General features: G+C 71.9%; 22 protein-coding genes and 2 tRNA genes. 12 read left to right on the top strand and 12 right to left on the bottom strand.

What is annotated here, in order from left to right; genetic code table 11:
* The first annotated feature begins 27 nt into the window (after positions 1 to 27).
* From FS825_RS17685 to FS825_RS17665, 5 genes are all read left to right on the top strand, one after another.
* Positions 28 to 405 carry a holo-ACP synthase gene (locus FS825_RS17685; protein WP_144715612.1) on the top strand — a complete coding sequence of 126 codons (378 nt, stop codon included), beginning with the start codon at positions 28 to 30 and terminating at the stop codon, positions 403 to 405.
* A gap of 100 nt (positions 406 to 505) precedes the next feature.
* Positions 506 to 805: an acyl carrier protein gene (locus FS825_RS17680; RefSeq protein ID WP_144715610.1), complete on the top strand. Its 300-nt coding sequence runs from the start codon at positions 506 to 508 to the stop codon at positions 803 to 805.
* On the top strand, positions 802 to 1,995 hold the full coding sequence (locus FS825_RS17675) for an acyl-CoA dehydrogenase family protein (protein ID WP_222126963.1): 1,194 nt from the start codon (positions 802 to 804) through the stop codon (positions 1,993 to 1,995). Before FS825_RS17680 ends, FS825_RS17675 begins: the two co-directional genes overlap by 4 nt.
* A complete protein-coding gene (locus FS825_RS17670; protein ID WP_144715608.1) occupies positions 1,992 to 2,936 on the top strand; it encodes an amino acid--[acyl-carrier-protein] ligase in 945 nt (314 codons plus the stop codon). The genes FS825_RS17675 and FS825_RS17670 overlap by 4 nt, the downstream gene beginning before the upstream one ends.
* Entirely contained in the window at positions 2,933 to 4,519 is a 1,587-nt protein-coding gene (locus FS825_RS17665; protein ID WP_144715606.1) for an alpha/beta fold hydrolase, read from the top strand. The genes FS825_RS17670 and FS825_RS17665 overlap by 4 nt, the downstream gene beginning before the upstream one ends.
* On the opposite strand, the gene FS825_RS17660 is transcribed toward FS825_RS17665, so the two are convergent.
* A complete protein-coding gene (locus FS825_RS17660; protein ID WP_144715604.1) occupies positions 4,484 to 5,470 on the bottom strand; it encodes an alpha/beta fold hydrolase in 987 nt (328 codons plus the stop codon). The genes FS825_RS17665 and FS825_RS17660 overlap by 36 nt on opposite strands.
* A gap of 57 nt (positions 5,471 to 5,527) precedes the next feature.
* Complete coding sequence (locus tag FS825_RS17655) at positions 5,528 to 6,016, bottom strand: peroxiredoxin (RefSeq protein WP_144715602.1); 489 nt, start codon at positions 6,014 to 6,016, stop codon at positions 5,528 to 5,530.
* Positions 6,017 to 6,256: 240 nt separating this feature from the next.
* Between FS825_RS17655 and aceE the strand changes: the two genes are divergently transcribed.
* The 6 genes from aceE to FS825_RS17625 all read left to right on the top strand — a co-directional run bounded on the left by aceE (position 6,257) and on the right by FS825_RS17625 (position 13,982).
* Positions 6,257 to 9,001 carry a pyruvate dehydrogenase (acetyl-transferring), homodimeric type gene (aceE, locus tag FS825_RS17650; protein WP_144715600.1) on the top strand — a complete coding sequence of 915 codons (2,745 nt, stop codon included), beginning with the start codon at positions 6,257 to 6,259 and terminating at the stop codon, positions 8,999 to 9,001.
* Positions 9,002 to 9,008: 7 nt separating this feature from the next.
* A complete protein-coding gene (locus FS825_RS17645) occupies positions 9,009 to 10,238 on the top strand; it encodes a PucR family transcriptional regulator (protein ID WP_144715598.1) in 1,230 nt (409 codons plus the stop codon).
* 78 nt (positions 10,239 to 10,316) lie between these two features.
* On the top strand, positions 10,317 to 11,258 hold the full coding sequence (locus FS825_RS17640; protein ID WP_144715591.1) for an ACP S-malonyltransferase: 942 nt from the start codon (positions 10,317 to 10,319) through the stop codon (positions 11,256 to 11,258).
* Positions 11,255 to 12,310, top strand: coding sequence for a beta-ketoacyl-ACP synthase III (locus FS825_RS17635; protein ID WP_260981304.1), 1,056 nt, complete (start codon positions 11,255 to 11,257; stop codon positions 12,308 to 12,310). The genes FS825_RS17640 and FS825_RS17635 overlap by 4 nt, the downstream gene beginning before the upstream one ends.
* Positions 12,311 to 12,402: 92 nt before the next feature.
* Positions 12,403 to 12,651 (top strand): acyl carrier protein, encoded by a 249-nt coding sequence (locus tag FS825_RS17630; RefSeq protein ID WP_058741348.1) that lies wholly within the window; start codon positions 12,403 to 12,405, stop codon positions 12,649 to 12,651.
* A gap of 86 nt (positions 12,652 to 12,737) precedes the next feature.
* Positions 12,738 to 13,982: a beta-ketoacyl-[acyl-carrier-protein] synthase family protein gene (locus FS825_RS17625; RefSeq protein ID WP_144715589.1), complete on the top strand. Its 1,245-nt coding sequence runs from the start codon at positions 12,738 to 12,740 to the stop codon at positions 13,980 to 13,982.
* A 268-nt stretch (positions 13,983 to 14,250) separates the two neighbouring features.
* Here FS825_RS17625 and FS825_RS17620 read toward each other — a convergent pair whose 3' ends face one another.
* The 6 genes from FS825_RS17620 to FS825_RS17595 all read right to left on the bottom strand — a co-directional run bounded on the left by FS825_RS17620 (position 14,251) and on the right by FS825_RS17595 (position 19,183).
* Positions 14,251 to 14,751, bottom strand: coding sequence for a DUF3145 domain-containing protein (locus FS825_RS17620; RefSeq protein WP_395886540.1), 501 nt, complete (start codon positions 14,749 to 14,751; stop codon positions 14,251 to 14,253).
* A gap of 137 nt (positions 14,752 to 14,888) precedes the next feature.
* Positions 14,889 to 15,707, bottom strand: a complete 819-nt coding sequence (locus FS825_RS17615) for a DUF1684 domain-containing protein (protein ID WP_144715587.1) — start codon at positions 15,705 to 15,707, stop codon at positions 14,889 to 14,891.
* Entirely contained in the window at positions 15,704 to 16,834 is a 1,131-nt protein-coding gene (locus FS825_RS17610) for an AI-2E family transporter (RefSeq protein WP_260981303.1), read from the bottom strand. Before FS825_RS17610 ends, FS825_RS17615 begins: the two co-directional genes overlap by 4 nt.
* Position 16,835: 1 nt before the next feature.
* A tRNA-Ile gene (locus FS825_RS17605) sits at positions 16,836 to 16,910 on the bottom strand.
* Positions 16,911 to 16,923: 13 nt separating this feature from the next.
* Positions 16,924 to 18,141, bottom strand: coding sequence for a glycosyltransferase (locus FS825_RS17600; RefSeq protein ID WP_260981302.1), 1,218 nt, complete (start codon positions 18,139 to 18,141; stop codon positions 16,924 to 16,926).
* A 127-nt stretch (positions 18,142 to 18,268) separates the two neighbouring features.
* Positions 18,269 to 19,183, bottom strand: a complete 915-nt coding sequence (locus FS825_RS17595; RefSeq protein WP_144715583.1) for a multidrug DMT transporter permease — start codon at positions 19,181 to 19,183, stop codon at positions 18,269 to 18,271.
* Between the two features lie 39 nt (positions 19,184 to 19,222).
* Here FS825_RS17595 and def point away from each other — a divergent pair, with 39 nt between their 5' ends.
* Positions 19,223 to 19,798, top strand: a complete 576-nt coding sequence (def, locus tag FS825_RS17590) for a peptide deformylase (protein ID WP_144715581.1) — start codon at positions 19,223 to 19,225, stop codon at positions 19,796 to 19,798.
* Between the two features lie 35 nt (positions 19,799 to 19,833).
* Here def and FS825_RS17585 read toward each other — a convergent pair whose 3' ends face one another.
* The 4 genes from FS825_RS17585 to FS825_RS17570 all read right to left on the bottom strand — a co-directional run bounded on the left by FS825_RS17585 (position 19,834) and on the right by FS825_RS17570 (position 22,563).
* A complete protein-coding gene (locus tag FS825_RS17585) occupies positions 19,834 to 20,322 on the bottom strand; it encodes a hypothetical protein (RefSeq protein WP_144715579.1) in 489 nt (162 codons plus the stop codon).
* Positions 20,323 to 20,436: 114 nt separating this feature from the next.
* Positions 20,437 to 20,509, bottom strand: a tRNA-Asn gene (locus tag FS825_RS17580).
* Between the two features lie 99 nt (positions 20,510 to 20,608).
* Complete coding sequence (locus FS825_RS17575; RefSeq protein WP_144715577.1) at positions 20,609 to 21,634, bottom strand: D-isomer specific 2-hydroxyacid dehydrogenase family protein; 1,026 nt, start codon at positions 21,632 to 21,634, stop codon at positions 20,609 to 20,611.
* Entirely contained in the window at positions 21,631 to 22,563 is a 933-nt protein-coding gene (locus FS825_RS17570; RefSeq protein WP_144715575.1) for an ATP-binding cassette domain-containing protein, read from the bottom strand. Before FS825_RS17570 ends, FS825_RS17575 begins: the two co-directional genes overlap by 4 nt.
* Between the last annotated feature and the right edge of the window lie 39 nt (positions 22,564 to 22,602).

Raw genomic sequence — 22,602 nt, 5'->3', positions numbered from 1 at the left:
GCGGCGCCGTCCGCGTAGCCTGCTCCCATGGGCACGATCCGGACGGGCACCGACCTCGCCGCGGTCGAGGACGTCATCGCGGGCATCACCACGCACGGCGAGCGGTACCTGTCCCGCGTCTTCACCCCGCAGGAGCGCGCCGACGCCGGGGACGACCCGGAGCGGCTCGCGGCCCGGTTCGCCGGCAAGGAAGCAGTGCTGAAGCTGCTCCGACCGGACCGCGCCGACGCCGTCCCGCTGACGGACATCGCGGTCGTGCACGACGCCGTCGGTGCTCCCGTCGTCGAGCTGACCGGGCGCGCCGCCGAGCTCGCCGTGGCGATCGGGTGCGGCACCATCGCCGTCTCGCTGTCGCACGAGCAGGGACTGGCCACCGCCACCGCCGTGGCGCTCACCGAGCGCTGAACGTCCGCCTGTCAATGTGCGCAGATCGTTGTGCGGGCGTGCGGTTTCGCGCACCCGCACGGCGGTTTTCCGGGCCGCCGACCTCCTTATCGTTGCCACCATGCTTCACGACCAGGACCAGGACCAGACCACTGCAGGACACGCTGTCGCACTCGCCGCACCGACGGCCGAGCAGGCAGTCCGCCGGGCACTCGCCGACCACGGGCACCTCACCGTCGACGCCATGGACGTGGCGTCGATCGCTGATCTCTACGCCCTCGGACTGACCTCGCACGCGACCGTGAACGTGATGCTCGCGGTCGAGAACGAACTCGACGTGGAGTTCCCCGACGAGGCCCTGCACCGGTCGACGTTCGCCACGGTGGAGTCGATCGCCGCCGCAGCGGGGTCCGCCTCGTGAGCACGCCGGTGCTCGACCAGGCGCCGGCGACCACGACCGGCACCGCCGACCGGTTCGCCGCGCGCACGGCCCTCGTCGCCGACATCGCCGCGCACTTCGCCGATGAGGTCGACCGCGACGCCCGTCCCCCGCGGGAGGCGATCGCGGCGATGAAGGAGCACGGGCTCCTCGCCGCCGCGGTCCCGACCGAGCTCGGCGGCGAGGGCGCGACCCTCGCCGAGCTGTCCGTCATCGCGACCGAACTCGGCCGCGCCTGCGCCGCCACCGCGATGGTCTTCGCCATGCACCACGGGCAGGCCATGGCGCTCTGGCGGCACGGCGGGGTCGCCCTCGGCGTCACCGCGATGATCGAGGCCGTGCGGGACGGCGCGCTCGTCGCGTCCTCGACCACGGAGCGCGGCATCGGCGGCGACGCCCGACGGAGCACGTGCGCGATCGAGCCCGACGAAGCGGGCCACATCCGGCTGCGGAAGGACGCGCCGGTCATCTCGTACGCGACCGAAGCCGACGCGGTGTTCGTCACCGCCCGCCGCGACCTCGACGCCGCGCCGTCGGACCAGCGACTCGTGATCTGCCTGCCCGAGGAGACCACGCTCACGCAGACGTCCACGTGGGACACCCTCGGCCTCCGCGGGACCTGCAGCAACGGCTGGGTCCTCGACGCCGAGACCCACGAGGACCGCGTCCTCCGCGACGACTACGCGGCCATCTCGGCGCAGACCGTCCTGCCGGTGTCGCACGTCCTCTGGGCCTCGGTGTGGCTCGGCATCGCCGCCGACGCCGCCGACCGTGCCCGCCGGGCCGTCCGGAAGCAGGCCCGCGCCACGGTCGGGCAGACGCCGCCCGGTGCCCTCCGGCTCGCCGAGCTCCTCGTCGACCTGCAGGCACTCGCCGACTCGGTCCGGCACGCCGCGGACCGCTGGGACGCCGTGGCCGACGACCCCGAGGTCCTCGAGTCGACCGCGTACGCCCTGTCCGCGAACGCGCTGAAGATCGGGTCCTCGGAGCGGGTCACCGACATCGTCACGAAGGCCATGCGGATCGTCGGCATCGCCGGGTTCGCCGCCACCGGCCCGTCGAGCCTCGCCCGACACCTCCGCGACAGCCACGGAGCGGCCGTCATGGTGAGCAACGACCGTCTGCTCCAGAACGACGCCGGACTGGCACTCATGAGCGGAGCGATCCTGTGACCATCACCGAACCCACGACCACGGCCACTGACCTCGATGCGGCCCGCGCCGACCTCCGCGCGCGGCTGCTCGGCGACGGCGTCCTCATCGACCTCGGCTCCCCCGGCCTGTACGGCCGCTCGGGCGTGTTCGAGCGCGTGTACCAGGCCGTCGACGCCGCAGCCGTCCGCAGCCAGGCGGACCTCGACGCCGACGTCCTCCGCTTCCCCCCGGTGGAGCCGCTCGCGTCGTTCGAGCGCACCGACTACATCGCGTCCTTCCCGGACCTCGCGGCGGCGATCTCCGCGTTCACCGGCGACGACCGCACCCACCGTGCGCTGCTCGCCGCCCGGGAGCGCGGTGAGCGCTGGGAGTCCTTCCTCGAACCGGCGGACCTCATGCTCACCCCGGCGGTGTGCCACCCCCTCTACGGCCTGCTGACCGGCACGCTGCCCGCCGGCGGTCGCACGTTCGACATCGTCGGCGACTCGTTCCGCCGGGAGCCGTCCCTCGACCCGATGCGCCTGCAGGCCTTCCACATGCACGAGTTCGTGCACGTGGGCACGGCCGCGAGCGCGAGGGCCCACCGCGACGGTCGGATCGCTCGCCTCCGCGAGACCCTCGAGTCGTTCGGCCTCGAGATCGACGTCGTACCCGCCAACGACCCGTTCTTCGGCCGCGTCGGACAGATGCTCGCCCGGAACCAGGTCGAGCAGGCGCTCAAGTTCGAGTTCGTCACGCCGGTCTACGGCCCCGACCACGAGCCCACGGCCATCAGCTCCGCGAACCTCCACGAGGACCACTTCGGCACGTCGTTCGGCATCCGGACCGCGGACGGCGACGTCGCGCACAGCGCCTGCCTCGCGTTCGGTCTCGAACGGATCACGATCGCCCTGTTCGCCCGGCACGGGTCCGACCCCGTCTCGTGGCCGGCGAACGTCCGCGCGGCCCTGGCACTGTGAGCACGCACCACGGCTGGTCGGGCCGGCCCGCCCTGCGCGTCGCCGTGCAGCTGCCCGCCGCGGCGCGCGCCGGCGTCGTGATCTGCCCGCCCCTCGGGCAGGAGGGCGTCATCGCGTACCGCACCCTGCGCCTCCTGGCGGACCGACTGGAGGCGCGTGGCGTGGCATCGGTGCGCTACGACCCGTCCGGACGCGGGGACTCTGCCCCCGACGGCGCGCCCGACGCGCAGGTCCGGTCCGCGCGCCACGCCGCAGCCCTGCTGCGGTCCACCGGTGTCGAGCAGATCACGTTCGTCGGGCTCGCGTCCGCCGCGCCCGTCGCCGCCGCAGCCGCCCAGGACGCCGACGGACTCGTCCTCTGGGACCCGCCGGCGTCCGGCCGCGCCTGGCTCCGGAAGCAGCGTGCGCTCGCCTCGATCACGATCGGCCCCGACCGCGTGGTCGACGGCCGCGAGAGCCTCGTCGGCATCGACGTCGACGCGGACGAAGCCGCTGCCCTCGGAGCGCTGGCCTTCGTGCCGCGCACGGGCCCGACGATCGCCCTCGTCCGACCGGGCTCCAGCGCACCGCGGGCCCTCGGCCAGGTCGCGACGGCCGAGGTGACCGGCAGCGCGGAGCTCCTCGACGGCACGAGCATGGTCGCCAGGATCCCCGGAGCGGCCCTGGACACCGTCGTCGCGTGGGTCGACTCGTGGGCACCGGCTCTCGCCGTGCCCACCGTGCCGCCGAGCATCGACACGGTCGTCGACGTCGACCACCGCGTGTCCGAGCGCATCGTGCACCTCGGTCCCGAGCGGCTCTTCGCCGTCGAGACCGTCGCGTCCGGCCAGGACCCGGACGCGCCCGTCGTCGTGCTGCACAACGGCGCGGCCGAGCACCGCGTCGGCGCGGCGGACTACCAGGTCGACCTCGCCCGGGACCTCGCGCGCGACGGCGCGCGCGTGGTCCGGGTCGACCGCCGGGGCACCGGCGAGAGCTCCCCGGTGCACGAGGACGAACGGTCGCCGATGTTCACCCAGGAGTGGATCGACGACCAGACCGCGGTCGTCGCGGGGCTGTCCGTCCCGGCGGACCGGCTCGTGCTGGTCGGGATGTGCGCCGGCGCGTGGCTCGCGGGCCGTTCGTCGGACCTCGCGCCGCGGCTCGTGGTCGAGATCAGCCCGAACGACTACCGGCGGCAGCCGGCGACGAGCGGGGCGTACGCCGACGCCCTCCGCGCGATCGAGGAGCCGTCCGCGCTGCGGCTGCGCGTCCGCGGCTGGTACAACGCCGTCGTGCCCGAGCGGCTCCGTGACCGGATCGCCCGACGGGACCGGGCCGGCGGTGTCGTGGCGCACGTGCGGCCCCTCGCCGAGGAGGGCACCGACGTCGTGGTGATCGCGGCGCCGGACGACGTCGAGCTGTTCGACCGTCTGGGTGGGCGCCGGGCGCTCCGGCGGTGGACCGGCAGCGGTCGGTCCGGCAGCGTCCAGGTCGTGCGGGTGGCGGACGGCGACCACTCGCTCTTCTCGCCCGTCATGCGCCGGGTCGTGCGGGCCGAGGTCCGGTCACGCGTCGCGGCGACGTTCCCCGTGCACGCCTGAGGGGTCAGCTGGCTGCTCGCCCGACGTCCGGAGCCCCAGGACGCGGGCGACGGCCAGCGGCTGCTCGACGTGCGCGAAGTGGCCGCAGTCGTCGAGCAGCACGGTGCCGAGGCTCGGCAGGAGCCCCCGCAACGCGTCGAGGTCGGACACCCGGGCGAACACGTCGTCCCGGCCGGCGATCGCCGTCACCGGGCACCGGATGGTCCGCCAGCGTCCGAGGTCGTACGCCGCCGCCGAGCGTGCCGCGCCCGTGAAGCCCGCGGGGCGCAGTTCGTCGACGAAGGCGTCGAGCACGCTCGGGTCGAGACGGCGCACGTGGGTGAAGACCGGCGCGGCGAGGACCGGGAGCAGGCCGACCCGGGCGAGAGCGCGGAGCACCGGCAGCGCCGCTTCGCCCGTGATCGCGAGCCCGGCGCGGAGCAGGGTGAACGCCGGGAGGGTCCGGAGACCACGGAGGGGGTGTCGTGCGGCGTCGGCGGTCGCGACGGTCGTGCCCGAGACGAGCGCGACCGACCGCACGCGGTCCGGAGCAGCGACGGCGAGGTGCATCGCCACGAAGGCGCCCATCGAGTGCCCGACGACGTCCGCGGTGCCCACACCGAGGGCGTCGAGGACGTCCGTGACGACCTCGACCGCGTCGTCGACGTCGAGCGGTTCGTCCGGCGCCGACGAGGAGCCCCAGCCGGGCAGGTCGAGCAGCACCAGGCCGCGGTCGTCGAGGTCGTCCGCTGCTGCGAGGAGCGGGGTCCACGTCGTCCACGACCCGGCGACGCCGTGCACGAGGAGGAGCGGGTCACGGCCCGCGCGGTGGTGCACCACGACGGGTCCGATCGCGGTCGGCACGACCGTGTGGAGGAGGCGCCACCTGCCGGGGTCGGCGACGACCGGGAAGGGCGCGTACGGGTCGGTGGTGACCATCCGCGCGCGCGTGCGGTCGTCGATGGCGTGCACCGTTCCTCCAGTCCGTCCGTCCGGCGCGTCCAGCGTCGTCGGGAGGGATTCGGAACGCTAGCCGACGGGGACTGGTGCGGCGCAGGCCGCGAGGCGGTCGAGCGCCGCCTTGTACTCGGTCACGTCGCGTGCGATGCCCGGCTCCGAGATGATCGACGCCTTGATGCGGCCCTGCACGTCGATCACGAAGGTCGCGCGGTTCGCGAAGCCCTTCTTCTCGAGGAACACGCCGTACTCCTTCGAGACGGCGCCGTGCGGCCAGAAGTCGGCGAGGAGCTCGAAGTCGTAGCCGTTCGACTCGGCGAACGACCGGAGCGTCGCCTTCGAGTCGACCGAGATGCCGACGAGCTCGACGCGGTGGTCCTGGAACATCGCGATGTTGTCCTGCAGGGCGCACAGCTCGTTCGTGCACGTGGACGAGAACGCGAGCGGGAAGAAGACGAGCGCGACCGGGCGGACGCCGCGGAAGTCGCTCAGCCGGACGTGCTCACCGAACTGGTTCGGGAGTTCGAAGTCCGGCGCGAGTGAGCCGATCTCCAGTGCCATCGGTGCGGTGCTTCTTCCTCGGGCGTGGGGTGTGCCCGGTGTCGTCGTGCGCACGCGGATCGCGAGTGCACGATCGGCCATGCTACGCCGACGCCGCGCGAATGCAAGCGCTGTCCACGTGCACGTCACCATCAGCCTGCGCGTCGGTCGTGGGGCCTAGAGTGGTCTGGGCCCCAACCGGTCGTGACCCGACCACCGGTGCCCCCATGTCCACCACCACGAGAACGAACGAGGTCAAGGGTGACGGTGAACGACCAGGACCCGTACAGCCACGGCAGCAGCGACCAGGACCCCGAGGAGACCGCCGAGTGGCGTGAGTCCCTCGACGGCTTGGTCCAGACCCACGGTCACCAGCGTGGCCGCGAGATCATGCTGAGCCTGCTCAAGCGGTCCAAGGAACTGCACCTCGGTGTGCCGATGGTCCCGACCACGGACTACGTCAACACCATCGCGCCGGAGAACGAGCCCGAGTTCCCCGGCGACGAGGAACTCGAGCGCCGCTACCGCCGGTGGATCCGGTGGAACGCCGCGATCACCGTGCACCGCGCGCAGCGTCCGGGCATCGCCGTGGGCGGACACATCTCGACCTACGCGTCGAGCGCCGCCATGTACGAGGTCGGCTACAACCACTTCTTCCGCGCGCAGGACCACCCGTCCGGCGGCGACCAGGTCTTCTTCCAGGGCCACGCCTCCCCCGGCATGTACGCCCGCGCGTACATGGAAGGGCGCCTCGGCGAGGACCAGCTCGACGGTTTCCGGCAGGAGAAGTCGCACGCCGGCGGCGGGCTGTCGTCCTACCCGCACCCGCGACTCATGCCGCACTTCTGGCAGTTCCCGACCGTGTCGATGGGCATCGGCCCGATCAACGCGATCTACCAGGCGCAGCAGGCCAAGTACCTGTCCAACCGCGGCATCAAGGACGCCTCCGACCAGCAGGTCTGGGCGTTCCTCGGCGACGGCGAGATGGACGAGGTCGAGTCCCGCGGGCAGCTCCAGGTCGCCGCGAACGACGGCCTCGACAACCTCAACTTCGTGATCAACTGCAACCTGCAGCGTCTCGACGGTCCGGTGCGCGGCAACGGCAAGATCATCCAGGAGCTCGAGGCGTTCTTCCGCGGTGCCGGCTGGAACGTCATCAAGGTCGTCTGGGGCCGCGAGTGGGACGACCTGCTCGCCCGCGACACCGAGGGCGCGCTCCTCAACCTGATGAACCAGACGCCCGACGGCGACTACCAGACGTACAAGGCCGAGAACGGTGCCTACGTCCGCGAGAACTTCTTCGGGCGCGACCCGAAGGCGCTCGAGCTGGTCAAGGACTACACCGACGACCAGATCTGGAACCTCAAGCGCGGCGGTCACGACTACCGCAAGGTCTACGCCGCGTTCAAGGCGGCGACCGAGCACAAGGGCCAGCCGACCGTCATCCTCGCGAAGACCGTCAAGGGCTACGGGCTCGGCCCGAGCTTCGAGGGCCGCAACGCGACCCACCAGATGAAGAAGCTCACGCTCGACAACCTCAAGCAGTTCCGCGACGAGATGCGCATCCCGATCTCCGACGCGCAGCTGGAAGAGAACCCGTACACGCCGCCGTACTACCACCCGGGCAACGACGACGAGGCGATCCAGTACATGCACGAGCGCCGGCGCGAGCTCGGCGGGTACGTGCCGGAGCGCCGGACCAAGTACACGTCGATCACCCTCCCGGAGGACGCCAAGTACCAGGTCGTCAAGAAGGGCTCCGGCAAGCAGGAGATCGCCACCACCATGGCCTTCGCCCGACTGCTCAAGGACCTGCTCCGCTCCCCCGACTTCGGCGACCGCGTGGTCCCGATCATCCCGGACGAAGCGCGCACCTTCGGCATGGACGCCTACTTCCCGACGGCGAAGATCTACAACCCGAACGGCCAGCACTACACGTCGGTCGACCGTGAGCTCCTCCTCGCCTACAAGGAGAGCCCGCAGGGCCAGATCATCCACGTCGGCATCAACGAGGCGGGCGCCCTCGCGGCGTTCACCGCGGTCGGCACCTCGTACTCGACGCAGGGCGAGCCGCTCATCCCGGTCTACGTCTTCTACTCGCAGTTCGGGTTCCAGCGCACCGGCGACGCGATCTGGGCGGCGGGCGACCAGATGGCCCGCGGCTTCATGATCGGTGCCACCGCGGGTCGCACCACGCTGACGGGCGAAGGCCTGCAGCACGCCGACGGCCACTCGCTCCTCCTCGCGGCGACGAACCCGGCCGTGGTGTCCTACGACCCCGCGTACGGCTACGAGATCGGGCACATCGTCCAGGCCGGCCTCGACCGGATGTACGGCACGAACGAGGACGGCTCGCCGAAGCACGCCGACCCGAACGTCATGTACTACCTGACGGTCTACAACGAGCCGATCGTCCAGCCGGCCGAACCCGAGGGCATCGACGTCGACGGCATCGTCAAGGGCATGTACCTGCTCAAGCCGAGCGAGCACGACGGTCCGAAGGCGCAGCTCCTCGCGTCCGGCGTCGCCGTGCCGTGGATCCTCGAGGCGCAGCAGCTCCTCGCCGAGGACTGGGGCGTGTCGGCGGACGTCTGGAGCGTCACGAGCTGGGGTGAGCTCTACCGCGACGGCCTCGCCGCGGACGAGCACGCGTTCCTCAACCCGAACGACGCGCCGCGCACGCCGTACGTCACCGAGCGTCTGCGCGACGCCCAGGGCCCGGTCGTCGCCGTGAGCGACTTCATGCACCAGGTCCAGGAGCAGATCCGGCCGTTCGTCCCGGGCGACTACGCGACGCTCGGCGCCGACGGCTTCGGCTTCTCCGACACCCGTCCGGCAGCACGCCGCTTCTTCCACATCGACGGCCCGTCGGTCGTCGTGCGGACGCTGCAGCAGCTGGCGAAGCAGGGTTCGGTGGACCACGCCCTCGTGCAGCAGGCGATCGACAAGTACCGCCTGCACGACGTGACCGCCGGCACGACCGGCAGCGCGGGCGGCGAGAGCTGATCCGCGAGTGACGACACCCCGCACCGACCCTGCTGCGGGCCGGGAGAACGACCGCGAACGCGCGCTCTCCTGGCTCCGGCAGGTGTCGGGCGAACTCTCGACCGCGACCATCAAGCGGCTCGAGGACACCCTCCCCTGGTACAGCGAGATGCCCCCGGGCCGCCGTTCCGCGGTCGGCATGGTGGCGCAGGCCGGCATCACGTCGTTCATCTCGTGGCTCGAGGGCACCGCGTCGACGCCGTGGATCGCGGCGGCCGACGTCTTCGGCTCCGCACCGCGTGAGCTCCTCCGGTCGGTGAGCCTGCAGCAGACGCTCCAGCTCATCCGCGTGGTCGTCACCGTGGTGGAGGAACGCGCCAAGGACGACGAGATGCTGCAGGAGGCGATCCTCAAGTACTCCCGGGACATCGCCTTCGCGGCCGCCGACGTCTACGCCCGGGCGGCCGAGGCCCGCGGGCTGTGGGACGCCCGGCTCGAAGCACTCGTGGTCGACTCGATCCTCTCCGGCGAGTACGACGACGAACTCCCGTCACGCATCGCCGCGCTCGGGTGGCACGGCCACGGGGAGGTCGCGGTACTGGTCGGCAACGCGCCGAAGCAGCTCGAGGTCGACCAGATCCGCCGGACCGCGAGGCACATGGACGCCGACGTGCTCATCGGCGTGCAGGGCTCCCGGCTCGTCGTGGTGATCGGCCGCGCGACCCCGCGGGACGACGTCCCCGAAGGGGAAGAGCCCGTCTCGTTCACCGCCATCGCCCAGGCCCTCGAACCCTCCTTCGGCGAAGGCCACCTGGTCCTCGGCAACGAGGTCCCCGGCGTCGTCGACGCCTCGACGAGCGCGAAGGGCGCCCTCGCCGGGTTCGCCGTCGCGCGTGCCTGGCGCGGGGCTCCCCGGCCCGCCCTCGCCGACGACCTGCTGCCCGAACGCGCCCTCGCCGGCGACCCGCTCGCCCGCTCGGCGCTCGTGCAGCGGATCTACGTCCCGCTGAAGGACCAGTCCACCGAGCTCCTCCAGACCCTGTGGTGCTACCTCGACACCGGCCGGTCGCTCGAGGCCACCGCGCGCGAGCTGTTCGTGCACCCGAACACGGTGCGGTACCGGCTCCGCCGCGTCGCCGACATCATCGGGTGGGACGCCACGCACGCCCGGGACGCCCTCATCGTGCAGTCGGCGCTCATCCTCGGGGCGATGTCGGAGTCGACCGCCGGCCGGCGTCGCATCCCGCACCGTCGCTAGGAAGTGCACAATGTCGAGCCGACATCGCTGTGGGAAGCCCACACGGGAACCGCAGGACGCGACCGGCAGGATTGTCCGGTGATCGTCGTCGTCGCGCCCGGACAGGGCTCCCAGACCCCCGGCTTCCTGGCCCCCTGGCTCGAAGAGCCGTCCGTCCGAGACCGGGTCGGAGCGTGGTCCGAAGCCATCGGCGTCGACCTCGTCCGGCACGGCACCGAGTCGGACGCCGACACCATCAAGGACACCGCGCTCGCGCAGCCGCTCATCGTCGCCGCGGGACTCCTGACGGCGGACGCCCTGCTCGCCGACGGTCGTCGTTCCCTCGTGGGCGGCGTCGCCGGACACTCGGTCGGCGAGTTCACCGCCGCGGCCGTCGCGGGCGTCCTCGACCCGTCCGACGCCCTCGCCCTCGTCGCCGAGCGCGGCCGGGCCATGGCCGACGCCGCGGCCCTCGAACCGACCTCGATGGCGGCCGTCCTCGGCGGCGAGCCGGACGAGGTCGCCGCAGCCCTCCAGGGGCACGGGCTCGTCCCCGCGAACCACAACGGCGGCGGCCAGACCGTCGTCGCCGGCACGACCGACGCCATCGCCGCCCTCGCCGCGAACCCGCCGGCGAAGGCCCGTGTGGTCCCGCTCGCCGTCGCGGGTGCGTTCCACACCCGGTACATGGCCCCGGCGGTCGAACGGGTCGCCCCGATCGCCGCCGCCGCGACCGCCACGGACCCGACCCTGCCGATCTGGACGAACGCCGACGGCTCCCGGGTGGACGACGGCCGTCGCTTCGTCGACCTCATGGTCCAGCAGATCGCGAGCCCCGTGCACTGGGACGCCGTGATGGCCTCGTTCGCCGACGTCGGCGTGACGGGCATCATCGAACTCGCACCCGCCGGTGCGCTCGTCGGCCTGGCGAAGCGCGGTCTCCGCGGCACGCCGTCCGTCGCGATCAAGACCCCCGAGGACCTGCCCGCAGCGATCGACCTGCTGCAGAGCGCTGGCCAGGAAGCAGACGCCACCGCATGACCGACCCGACCACCCCGGAGACCACGACCGACGGGACGGCGACGACCCGCGCCTCCCGTCCGCTGCTGCAGCAGCGTCGCGGCCACGAGTTCACCCGCATCCTCGCGTTCGGCGCCGCCCGCGGCGAGAACGTCGTGCCGAACGACGACCTCGTCGGCCCGATCGACTCGTCGGACGAGTGGATCCGGCAGCGCACCGGGATCATCACGCGGAAGCGTGCCGGCGCCGACGTCGAGGCCGTGGACCTCGCCGAGGCCGCCGCGCGCGAGGCGATCGAGAAGGCCGGCATCGACCCGTCCCAGATCGGCGTGGTCCTGGTCAGCACCGTGACCCACACCGTCGCGACCCCGTCGATGGCCTCGCTCCTCGCCGAGCGCATCGGTGCGACGCCGGCGGCTGCGTACGACATCAGCGCCGCCTGCGCGGGCTACGCGTACGGCATCGCCCAGGCCGACTCCTTCATCAAGTCCGGTCTCGCCGACCACGTGCTGGTCGTCGGCGCCGAGAAGCTCAGCGACGTGGTCGACCCGACCGACCGCTCGATCTCGTTCCTCCTCGGTGACGGTGCCGGCGCGGCCGTCGTCGGCCCGAGCGACACCCCGGGCATCGGCCCGAGCATCTGGGGCTCCGACGGCTCGAAGTGGGACGCGATCGGCATGACCGCGACCTACAACGAGTGGGCTGCCGGCGCACCCCGTCCGACCATGCGGCAGGCCGGACAGACCGTGTTCCGCTGGGCCGTCTGGGAGATGGTCAAGGTCGCCCGCGAAGCCATCGAGGCCGCCGGCATCGAGCCGAGCGACCTCGCCGCCTTCGTGCCGCACCAGGCGAACATCCGCATCATCGACGAGTTCGCCAAGCAGCTCGGCCTGCCCGAGTCCGTGGTGATCGCCCGCGACATCACCACCACCGGCAACACCTCCGCCGCGAGCATCCCGCTCGCCACGCACCGCCTGCTCGACGAGCACCCGGACCTGTCGGGCGGCCTCGCCCTGCAGATCGGCTTCGGCGCCGGACTCGTGTTCGGCGCGCAGGTGGTCGTCCTCCCCTGATCCACCATCCCGGCTCCGCCTCCGGGCACGCGAACCACTCGTGCCCTAGGCTGGTCCACGGTCAAACGACACCCCCCTCAAGGAGAACCCCCATGGCCCTGTCCAACGAAGAAGTCCTCGCCGGCCTGGCCGAGCTGATCAACGACGAGACCGGCATCGCGACCGACACCGTCGCGGCCGACAAGTCGTTCACCGACGACCTCGACATCGACTCGATCTCGATGATGACCATCGTCGTGAACGCCGAAGAGAAGTTCGACGTGAAGATCCCCGACGAAGAGGTCAAGAACCTCAAGACCGTCGGCGACGCCGTCGACTTCATCGTCAAGGCCCAGGCCTGACACGAGCTTCCTGAGCGCCGCGGCCAGCGGACACCGTCGGCCGCGGCGCTCTCCTCGTTCCCCCCAACGAAAGAACACGTCGTTCCATGACCAAGAAGACCGTCGTCGTCACCGGGATCGGTGCCATCTCACCCCTCGCCGCGACCGCCCCGGAGACGTGGGAGGCGCTGCTCGCCGGCAAGTCCGGCATCACCCGCATCGAAGACCCGCGCTACGCCGAGCTCGAACTCCCCGTCGAGTTCGCCGGCCAGGCGCGTCGGTTCCTCACCGACCAGCTCACCCGCCCGGAGACCCGCCGCCTCGACCCCTCGTCGCAGCTGTCGCTCGTGGCCGCGCGGGAAGCCTGGGCCGACGCCGGCATCGACGCCGAGTCCGTCGTCCCGGAGCGCCTCATCGTCGACTGGGCGACCGGCATCGGCGGCGTCAACACCCTGCTCGACGCCTGGGACACCCTGCGCGAGAAGGGTCCGCGCCGCGTCATGCCGATGACGGTGCCGATGCTCATGGCGAACGGCCCCGCCGCCGCCATCGAGATGGAGTTCGGTGCCCGTGGTGGCGCCCGCACCTACCTCTCCGCCTGCGCGTCCTCGACCGAGTCCCTGGCAGAGGCGTACCGCCACGTCGCGTTCGGCGACGCCGACATCGTCATCGCCGGCGGCGCCGAGGCCGCGCTGCACCCGCTGCCGCTCGCGTCCTTCGCGGCGATGCAGGCGCTGTCGCGGCGGAACGACTCCCCCGAGACCGCCTCGCGTCCGTACGACGTCACGCGCGACGGCTTCGTGCTCGGTGACGGCGCCGCGGCGCTCATCCTCGAGTCCAAGGAGCACGCCGAAGCCCGCGGCGCGAAGATCTACGCCGAGGTCGCCGGCGCCGGCATCACCTCGGACGCGTTCCACATCACCGCGCCGGACCCCGAGGGCAGCGCCGCCGCCCGGGCCGTGCTGCAGGCGCTCGAGCACGCCGACGCCTCCCGCGAGGACGTCGTGCACGTCAACGCCCACGCCACCTCCACCCCCGTCGGGGACGTCGCCGAGTACCACGCCATGCGTCGCGTGTTCGGCGACCACCTCGACAGCGTCGTGGTGTCCGCCACGAAGGCGTCGACCGGGCACCTGCTCGGTGGTGCCGGGGCGATCGAGGCGGTCTTCACGGCCCTCGCCTTGCACAACCGGGTCGCGCCGCCGACGATCAACCTCACCGACCAGGACCCGGAGATCGTCATGGACGTCGCGCGCGAGCCGCGGGCGCTGCCGGACGGCGACCTGCTGGCGGTGAGCAACTCGTTCGGCTTCGGGGGGCACAACGCGGTCGTCGCGTTCCGCTCGGTCTGACCCCGCTCGGCCTGGAGGCCCGTCCTGCGTCCGCAGGGCGGGCTTCCGTCGTCCCGGGGCCGGTCACGTCGCGTGCCCGTCTCCGCGCCCGTGCCCGTGTCCGTGCCCGCGCCCGTCTCCTCCGCCAAAGCGACAGATCCCGGCGATCGCACACGTTCGTGCCGCGAGAGCGACAGATTGCCGCCGACAGTTCGCGGCAGAGTGTCGCTTTCGCGAGCCGAGGGCCGCGGGCCGCGAGCCGCGAGCCGCGAGCTGCGCGCGAGCGCGGTCAGCCGACTCGGTGCAGCCAGACGACGGGGTTGCCCTCGGCGGCGTGCCGGAACGGCTCGAGTTCGTCGTCCCACGCCTGACCGAGCGCCAGCCGGAGCTCCCGGTGGAGTTCGAGGGCGTTGCTGCCGGCGACCTCCATCGCGTAGCGGACGCGGTCCTCGGGCACGACCATGTTCCCGGTGACGTCCGTCTGGGCGTAGAACACACCCAGGTCCGGCGTGTGCATCCACCGCCCGCCGTCGGACATCGAGGTCGGTTCCTCGGTGACCTCGTACCGGAGGTGCTCCCACCCGCGCAGGGCGGAGGCGATCGCCGCACCCGTGCCGACCGCGCCGGTCCAGGTGAACTCGGTGCGCCGGGCACCGTCCTGCGCCGGCTGGTCGAGCCACGAGAAGTTCACGGCACGGCTCATGGCGCGACCTGCTGCCCATTCGACGTGTGGGCAGAGCGCGCGTGGTGAGGAGTGCACGTAGAGCACCCCGGTGGTCGTTCCGTCCACGATTCCTCCGATTCGTCAGGTGCGACTTCCCCATCGACCTGGAACCACGGAGGTTCGTTCGGAACCATCGATATCCGATTGTGATGTCCCGAAGGACACGCCCATTATGCAGCCTGGGCGCTGGGAACGCCAGACGGTCAGTGGAACACGTGTCCCGAGGCGTCGACCGGGTGCCGCTCCCCCGCCGTGATCGGCACCGGGATGCGGTTCTGCTCGGGCGGGATGGGGCACGCGAACTGGTACGAGAACGCGCAGGGCGGCAGGACGAGCAGGTTCCAGTCGAGCTCGACGTCGGCTGCGGTGCCGGGGTCGTCGAGGTAGAGGAAGCGCCCCATCGAGTACGTGCTGCCCGGGTCGTCCTCGGGCAACGCGCTCGTGGCGTCCTGCACGATGAGCTGCAGGCGCGCAGCGCCGCGGAACGGGGCGGAACGCACCGCCACCAACCGCACGTCCACGCCACCGGAGGCCGCGCTGCCGACGGTCGTGTCGACGTGGCCGGCGACCTCGAGCGGATCGCCGGCGGCGTCGAGGACGCTGCCCCGCGCCTCCAGGCCGTCGACCGGTGTGTACCTGCCGGACGTGACCCAGGCGTCCGTGCGGTCGAACCGCGCGATGCGGGCGAACCGGGCGATCGGCTCGGCGGACGGGTCCCACACGCGGAGCATGCCGGCCGAGACCGTCCCCGCGAAGCCGTCCGGGAACGCGACCGTGGACGGGACGACGGCTCCGTCGCCCGCGACCAGCACGGTGCCGTCGATCGTGACGCCGTCGACGACCACGCCGTCGTCGGTCGACGCGGTGACCGACAGACCGCCGGGAGCCGGAGCCCACTGTCCGGGGACCGGCCAGACGGGCTGCGGGTGGTCGACGTGCTGCGCGTTCACGAGCGCGAGCGGCCCACGGGGGCCGCGTGCCCAGCGCTCCCGCTCGGCGACGTGGTCCGCGAAGCCGCTCACGCCTGTTCCTGCCGCGGGTAGATGACCTTCTGCACGATGATGATCACCGACGCTGCCACGGGCAGGGCGACGAGGGCACCGAGCACCCCACCGATCGTGCCGCCGGCGACCGCAGCGATGACCACGAGCGCGCCGGGCACCTGGACCGCGCGGGACATGATCCGCGGTGAGATGACGTACGCCTCGACCTGCATGTACACGAGGTAGTAGATCGCGGCGGCCAACGCGGTCGCGGGCGACGCGAACAGGCAGAGCAGCGAGATGACGATCGCGGCCGCGAGCGTGCCGACGAGCGGGATGAGCGACCCGAGGAACGCGAACGACGCCAGCAGTACCGGCAGCGGCGCCCCGATGATGAGCAGGAACACCAGGCTGAGGATGCCGTTGATGAGCGCCTGCGAGATCTGCCCGACGACGTAGCGGCCGACCGCCTGGGTGATCTGCTCACTCACGTCGATGAAGTTCTGCCGGCGTGAGGCCGGGACGAAGCGGTAGGTCATCGACTTCATGCCGCGCATCGACGCGAGGAAGTAGAGCATCAGGATGATGACGATCACGGCGCCGGTCAGTCCGGACAGGATCCCGCTGCCGACCGCCAGGATCCCGCCGCCGAGGCTCAGGAGGTTGCCCGGGTTCTCGACGAAGGACTGCAGCGACTGCAGCGCGTGGTCGATGTCGAACGACCCCGAGAACTGCTTCGAGAGGTCCTGCACCCAGTCCTGCTGCGAGATGTCCTGGACGACGTCCGGGAAGTTCTGGATGAGGTTGGTCGCCTGCTGCACGAGGATCGGGACCACCGCGAAGACGACCCCGGCGAACGCTGTGAGCACACCCACCACGACGACGGTGATCGCGACCCACCGCGGGACGAACCGCTCGAGGAAGGACACGAGCGGGTCGATGCCGAGCGCCAGGAACAGGGCCACGCCGATGTAGACGAGGACCGTGGACAGCTGGTGCACGATCGACCCGGCGACGAGGGCGACGAGCACGCCGATCGCGCCCATGAACCCGATCCTGAAGGCGTTGACGCGCACGCCGGTGCCGCCCCTGGTCACCTCGAACGTCACGTTCGGGGTGGGGCTGTGGTCGTCCAGCTGGCTGTCGCGCTTCTTCGGCAGGTGCACGTGGGGCGGGCGGGACTCGAACCCGCGGATCGTTCGGTTATGAGCCGACTGCCTTGACCAGCTTGGCTACCGCCCCTCGCCGGGGCCCGTCAGGCCACCGGCTCCCCACGATACAGCGCCTCGAACGTCGAGAGCGTGCGGTTGATGTCGTGTGCCTCGATCATCGTGAGGCTGCGTTCCCGCATGGCCACGTAGTCGTCGTCGGAGGCGGTCAGCACCGCCGCGAGCTTCGCCGCGAGGTCCGATGCGTCACCCGGGGTGAACAGGTACCCGTTGCCGTCGATGAGGTGCGGGAGGGCCATCGAGTCGGCCGCGACGACGGGCAGGCCCGACGCCATCCCCTCGAGCGACGAGATGCTCTGCAGCTCGGCGGTGGAGGGCATCGCGAACACCGTGGCGTTCGTGAGCGCCTCCTGCTTGACCTCGTCCGACACGAACCCGAGGAAGCGGACGCGGTCCTGCAGGCCGAGCTCCGCCGCCTGTGCCTTGAGCTTCGGGATCATCTCGCCGTCGCCGACGATCGTCAGCGTCGCGTGCAGCTCGGGCGGCAGCTCCCCCAGCGCAGCGACGAGCACGTCGAGGTTCTTCTCCGGGGCGACCCGGCCGACGAAGACGATGTCGTTGCCCGCGGGACGACCCGGTCGCGCGACGTATCGCGAGGCGTCGATCCCGCACGAGATCGCCAGGACCCGCTGGCCGGCGATCGCGCGACGGAGGTAGTCCGCCGCGAGGTTCGTCGGCGTCGTGATCGTGTCGGCGAGTCGGTAGGTCTTCGCCGCGTCCCGCCACGCGATCTTCAGGGCGATCGGCAGCGTCCACTTGCCGAAGGGCGTGTACTCGAGGAGGTTCTCCGGCATGAAGTGGTTCGTCGCCACGACCCGGATGCCGCGCTCCTTCGCCTCGTGCACGATCCCGCGGCCGATGATCACGTGGGACTGGATGTGCACGACGTCGGGCTGCACGGCGTCGAGGATGGGCGCCGTCCACTTCCGGACGCTCCACGGCCACACGAACCGCAGCCACGGGTGCAGCGGCCACTTGTACGACTTCAGCCGGTGAACGACGAGCGTGACGCCGTGCAGCTCTTCGTCGAAGGTGCCGTACTGGCGGCCGAAGGCGGGGGCGACGACGTGGACCTCGTGCCCGCGCTCGGTGAGCCCGACGGCGAGCTGCTCGGCGAAGGTCGCGGCCCCGTTGACGTCGGGGGCGAAGGTGTCCGCGGCGATCAGGACACGCAGCGGTCGGTGTCCGGCCGTCGCACCCGTCGGCTCGGCAGTTGCGCTGGCGGTGGTGGCGTCGTCTGACACGGCTGGCGTCGTCCTCTCGTGGGCGATTGCTGGTCGTCCCTCGACGGTACCGCACCGCATCCGCAGGGCACGTCCGCCTCGCGGCGGACCCCGTCACACCCAGGTACGACGCGGCGCGGCCCGACGCTCAGGCCCGGGACTGCGGGTGGTACTTCGCGAGCATGAACACCCCGGTGATCGCGATCGCCGCTGCCACGACGAACCCGGCGACGGCGATCCAGGGCGCCCCGGACGCCTCGTCGAGCACGACCACGCCGATGCCGACCGCCACGATCGGGTCGATCACCGTGAGCCCCGCGATCACCAGGTCAGCCGAACCGCTCGAGTAGGCGTTCTGCACGAAGTACCCGCCGAGCGACGCCGCGACGACCACGCCGATGATCGCCAGCACGGTGAGCCAGTCGAACGTGTGGTTCACGAACCGGTTCAGGGTGACCTTCGCCAGCGTCGCCACGAACCCGTAGAGGACGCCGGCACCGACGATGTAGTAGAGCGCGCTCTTGTGCTTCGCGACCAGGCGGAAGGACACCAGCACCAGCACGAGCACGACCGCGAGGATCACCAGCACCGTCACGAGCTGCTGCCGGGTGATGGCGCTCTCGTGCCCGACGAAGGCCGCGATCCCGACGAAGATCGCGACACCGATGATGCACGTCCACACCGCACGGCGGGCCCGCCTGCCGAGGGGGACGCCGCTCGACCGTGACGAGAACCACGTGGTGATGACGAGCGCGACCGCACCGAGGGGCTGCACGACGATGAGCGGTGCGAACGTGATGCTGATGAGTTGGAGGACCACCGCGATGCCGAGCATGAGCGTGCCGAGCACCCAGTAGCCGCTCGAGACCAGCCCGACGACGTGCCGGACGCTGAGCCCCTTCGACTGCCGACCCAACCGGGCTTCGACCCGCTGGACCCCCCGGCTCTGGAACTGCGCGCCGAGGGACAGGAAGACCGCGCCGACCAGCGCGACGGGGATCATGAGCGCCTGGAACGGCGTGAGGTTGCTCACGGCGTCCGGGATCTGGAGGTCCGACGTCACGCGTCGAGGGTACCGGTCCCCGCCGGATAACCTGGGTGAATGGCCGTTCTCCCGATCCGCATCACCGGCGAACCCGTCCTGCACGAGCGTGCAGCCGAGGTCACCGCGTTCGATGACGACCTCCGTTCCCTCGTCGCCGACATGTTCGAGACCATGGACCTGGCTCCCGGGGTCGGGCTGGCCGGACCCCAGGTCGGCGTCGGCAAGCGGCTCTTCGTGTACTCGTGGACCGACGACGACGAGGTCCTGCACCGCGGCGTCGCGGTGAACCCCGTCCTGTGGACCACTCCCCCGGTCCCCGAGTCGGTGGAGGAGCTCGACGAGGACGAGGAGTCCGAGGGCTGCCTCTCGGTCCCGGGCGAGCGCTTCCCGCTCCGCCGCTCCGAGGGCACCCTGCTCCGCGCGGTCGACGAGCACGGCGAACCGTTCGAGGTCGAAGCGCACGGCTGGCTCGCCCGGATCTTCCAGCACGAGTACGACCACCTCGACGGCTGGCTCTACGCCGACCGCCTCGTGCACCCGTTCGGCAAGCAGGTCGCGAAGGCGGTCCGCAAGAACAGCTGGGGCGTGCCCGGCAAGTCGTGGCTGCCCGGACGGGACCACCCCGAGGGCTGACGCGGGCGCACGCCCACCGGTCCAGGAGGCGCGGCTCAGCTCCGCCAGGCAGCGACCGCGTCCCGCAGGTGGCCGGTCTCCGGGTGCCCGGGACAGTACTCGAGGAGGCCGGCGGCGACGTGGGCCGCACGGGCACTCTCGACGGCGCCGACCCACGGCCCGGTCCCCCGCTCGGCGCACGTGGCGGCCAGTTCCTCCAGCGTGGCGTCGCCGTCGGTCGCGTCGACGGCCGCGCGCTGCTGCGGCGACATCTCCGTGCCGGTGATGCGATCGGCGCTGCAGTCGGTCCGGTCGTCGTCCCACACCGCCGAGTACGTCGTGTACGTCTCGGTCCGGCCGGCCGACCCCGTCGCGCACACGAACGCGAAGACGACCGGCGACGTGCCGGAGGCCGAGACACCAGACGTCGAACCGGCGTCGAGGGAGTCCTCGGGGTCGGAGTCCGCGTCCGCCGTACACCCGGTGAGCCCGATCGCCGCGGCGACGAGGACGCCCACGGTGAGGGCTCGGCGCACGGTGATCACCTGTGAACGCTAACAGCTTCCGTCCAAGCATCAGCTGGCAGAGCCGTACGAGAAGCCCGGGCACGCCCGAGGAGAACACGAAGGCCCCCACCGCGAACGGTGGGGGCCTGTCTGCTCCCCGAGTTGGACTCGAACCAACAACCTGCCGGTTAACAGCCGGCTGCTCTGCCAATTGAGCTATCGAGGATCACTGTCCGCTGGCGGAAGACGTGCGAACAACGGGTAACAGCATAGCAGCAACCCGGAGCCGCCTCGCGCATCGGACGTGCATCCCGGGCGTGCCGCCTCAGTACCCCGCGACCGGGTCCACGACCCCGACGAAGCCCTCGCCGGCACCACCGAGGAACGCCTCGGTGTTCGCGCGCACCCGCTCGGCGAGCAACGGCGCCACCATCTCCGGCGTGTCCGCCTGGTGCGGCGTGATGATCGCACCCGGCTCGTCCCAGAGCGGGTGCCCGTCGGGCAGGGGCTCCGGGTCGGTGACGTCGAGCCCGGCTGCGGCGATCGAGCCGTCCCGCAGCGCCTGGACCAGGGCGTCCGTGTCGACGAGCCCACCGCGCGCGATGTTCACCAGCCGCGCGGACGGCCGCATGATCGCGAACTGGTGCGGGCCGAACAGCTTCGCCGTGCCGGACGTCATCGCCGCGGCGATCATCACCACGTCGGCGTCGGGCAGGACCTCGTCGAGGGCGTCGGTGGTCACGGTCCGGTCGGCACCGGGCACCGGGTCGGACGAGCGCCGGACCACGGTCACGGAGACCTCGAACGGCGCCAGGAGGCGGATGTACTCTTGCGCGATCCCGCCGGCCCCGATCACGACCACGTTCCGGCCGTAGAGCGAGACGCCCTCGGGCTCGGTCGCCCAGGAGCGTGCACGAGCGCGCTTCTGCAGCACCCGCAGCGTGCCGAGGGTCAGCGCGAGCGCGTGCTCGGCGACGGGTTCGGCGTACGCGCCCTTGGCGGAGGTGAAGAGCACGCGGTCGCCGTGGGACGCGATGAGCGAGGCGAAGGCGTCGACGCCGGCGAACGGCAGCTGCACCCAGCCGACACCGGGTGCGTCGTCGAGCGCCGCCGCGAGCCCGGCCGGGTCCCGCGGGTCGAGCCACACGAGCCCTGCGGTGTCCGGGCCGAGCGCGGCGACGGTCCCGCCCGCCGACGCGACGGCGTCCTCGTGCAGCGCGGTGCCGGCACCGGCGGGCAGGATCGCGACCGGACCAGGGGTGGGCGGCGCGACGGGCAGTGCCGCACCGGCGTCGGTCACGACCGCGCGGTGCCCTCGCGCCCCGCGGTCCTCGGACGTCGACGTGCTCATGCGTTCTCCTGCCGTTCGGTCCGGGGTCCGGTGCCGGCCGCCACCGGGCGACGCGGTGCAGACGACCGGCGGGGCGGGGTCACCGCGGCCGGACGGCGCTTCACCGGTCGCGCTGCGGTGGCCGCGAGCGTCTTGACGTACGGGTCGACGGGGTTGTCGAGCACCTCGTCGAAGGTGCCGAGCCCGACGAGTCGGCTCTCGGCCATGATCGCGACGCGGTCGGCGAGTGCCCTGGCCTCCCGCAGGTCGCTGGAGACGACGACGGCCGAGAACTGCCGGTTCCGCTGCAGGGTCGCGAGGGCTTCGAGCACCGACTGGCGCACGAGCACGTCCACGCCACGGGCGGGTTCGTCGGCGACGAGCAGCTGCGGCTCGAGGACGAGTGCCCGGGCGAGGGCGACGCGCTGCCGCTGCCCGCTCGAGAGCTCCCAGGTGTTGAGGCGCATGACCCCGAGCGGCAGGTGCACGGCGTCGACCAGGCGCGCGACGATGAGCCCGGCTTCCTTCCGGTCGAACCGGCGGTCCCGGGCGTAGATCGGTTCGGCGATCGCCTCGCCCACGGTGAGGTCGGGGCTGAGCCGGTCGGCACCGTCCTGCGGCAGGTAGCCGATGCGGCCACTCAGCCGCTCGAGCTTCCGGGAGGTGGCGCGCAGCCCCCGCGTCTTCTGCCCGAGGACGGTGAGCTCGCCCCCGACGATGTGCCGGCGGTGGGCGCCCTCGCCCTCGCCGGTGGCGCCGAGCTGCCCCGCGATCGCCGCGGCGAACGTCGACTTGCCGGAACCGGACTCGCCGAGCACGGCGAGGATCTCGCCCTGCCGGACGGTGAGGCTGACGCCGTCCACGGCACGGATCGTGTCCGTCCCGCGTCCGCCCCGGTACTCGATCGACACGTCGTCTGCGACGACCGCCGGTCCGTTGACCGCGATCATGGGTCCCCTTCCACGCCGCCCCCTGGCGGCGGTTCGCGA

Origin of the sequence: Curtobacterium pusillum, assembly GCF_007680845.1 — a bacterium.
Classification (GTDB): domain Bacteria; phylum Actinomycetota; class Actinomycetes; order Actinomycetales; family Microbacteriaceae; genus Curtobacterium; species Curtobacterium pusillum_B.
This window is presented reverse-complemented; position numbering and strand designations above follow the sequence as displayed.

What these genes read in the sequence shown, in the direction of transcription:
- FS825_RS17685 (WP_144715612.1), top strand. Translation starts at nt 28, where the DNA reads ATGGGCACGATCCGGACGGGCACCGACCTCGCCGCGGTCGAGGACGTC.
- FS825_RS17575 (WP_144715577.1), bottom strand. Translation starts at nt 21,634, where the DNA reads ATGAGCACGTCGACGTCCGAGGACCGCGGGGCGCGAGGGCACCGCGCG.
- FS825_RS17655 (WP_144715602.1), bottom strand. Translation starts at nt 6,016, where the DNA reads ATGGCACTGGAGATCGGCTCACTCGCGCCGGACTTCGAACTCCCGAAC.
- FS825_RS17630 (WP_058741348.1), top strand. Translation starts at nt 12,403, where the DNA reads ATGGCCCTGTCCAACGAAGAAGTCCTCGCCGGCCTGGCCGAGCTGATC.
- FS825_RS17570 (WP_144715575.1), bottom strand. Translation starts at nt 22,563, where the DNA reads ATGATCGCGGTCAACGGACCGGCGGTCGTCGCAGACGACGTGTCGATC.
- def (WP_144715581.1), top strand. Translation starts at nt 19,223, where the DNA reads ATGGCCGTTCTCCCGATCCGCATCACCGGCGAACCCGTCCTGCACGAG.
- FS825_RS17635 (WP_260981304.1), top strand. Translation starts at nt 11,255, where the DNA reads ATGACCGACCCGACCACCCCGGAGACCACGACCGACGGGACGGCGACG.
- FS825_RS17625 (WP_144715589.1), top strand. Translation starts at nt 12,738, where the DNA reads ATGACCAAGAAGACCGTCGTCGTCACCGGGATCGGTGCCATCTCACCC.
- FS825_RS17680 (WP_144715610.1), top strand. Translation starts at nt 506, where the DNA reads ATGCTTCACGACCAGGACCAGGACCAGACCACTGCAGGACACGCTGTC.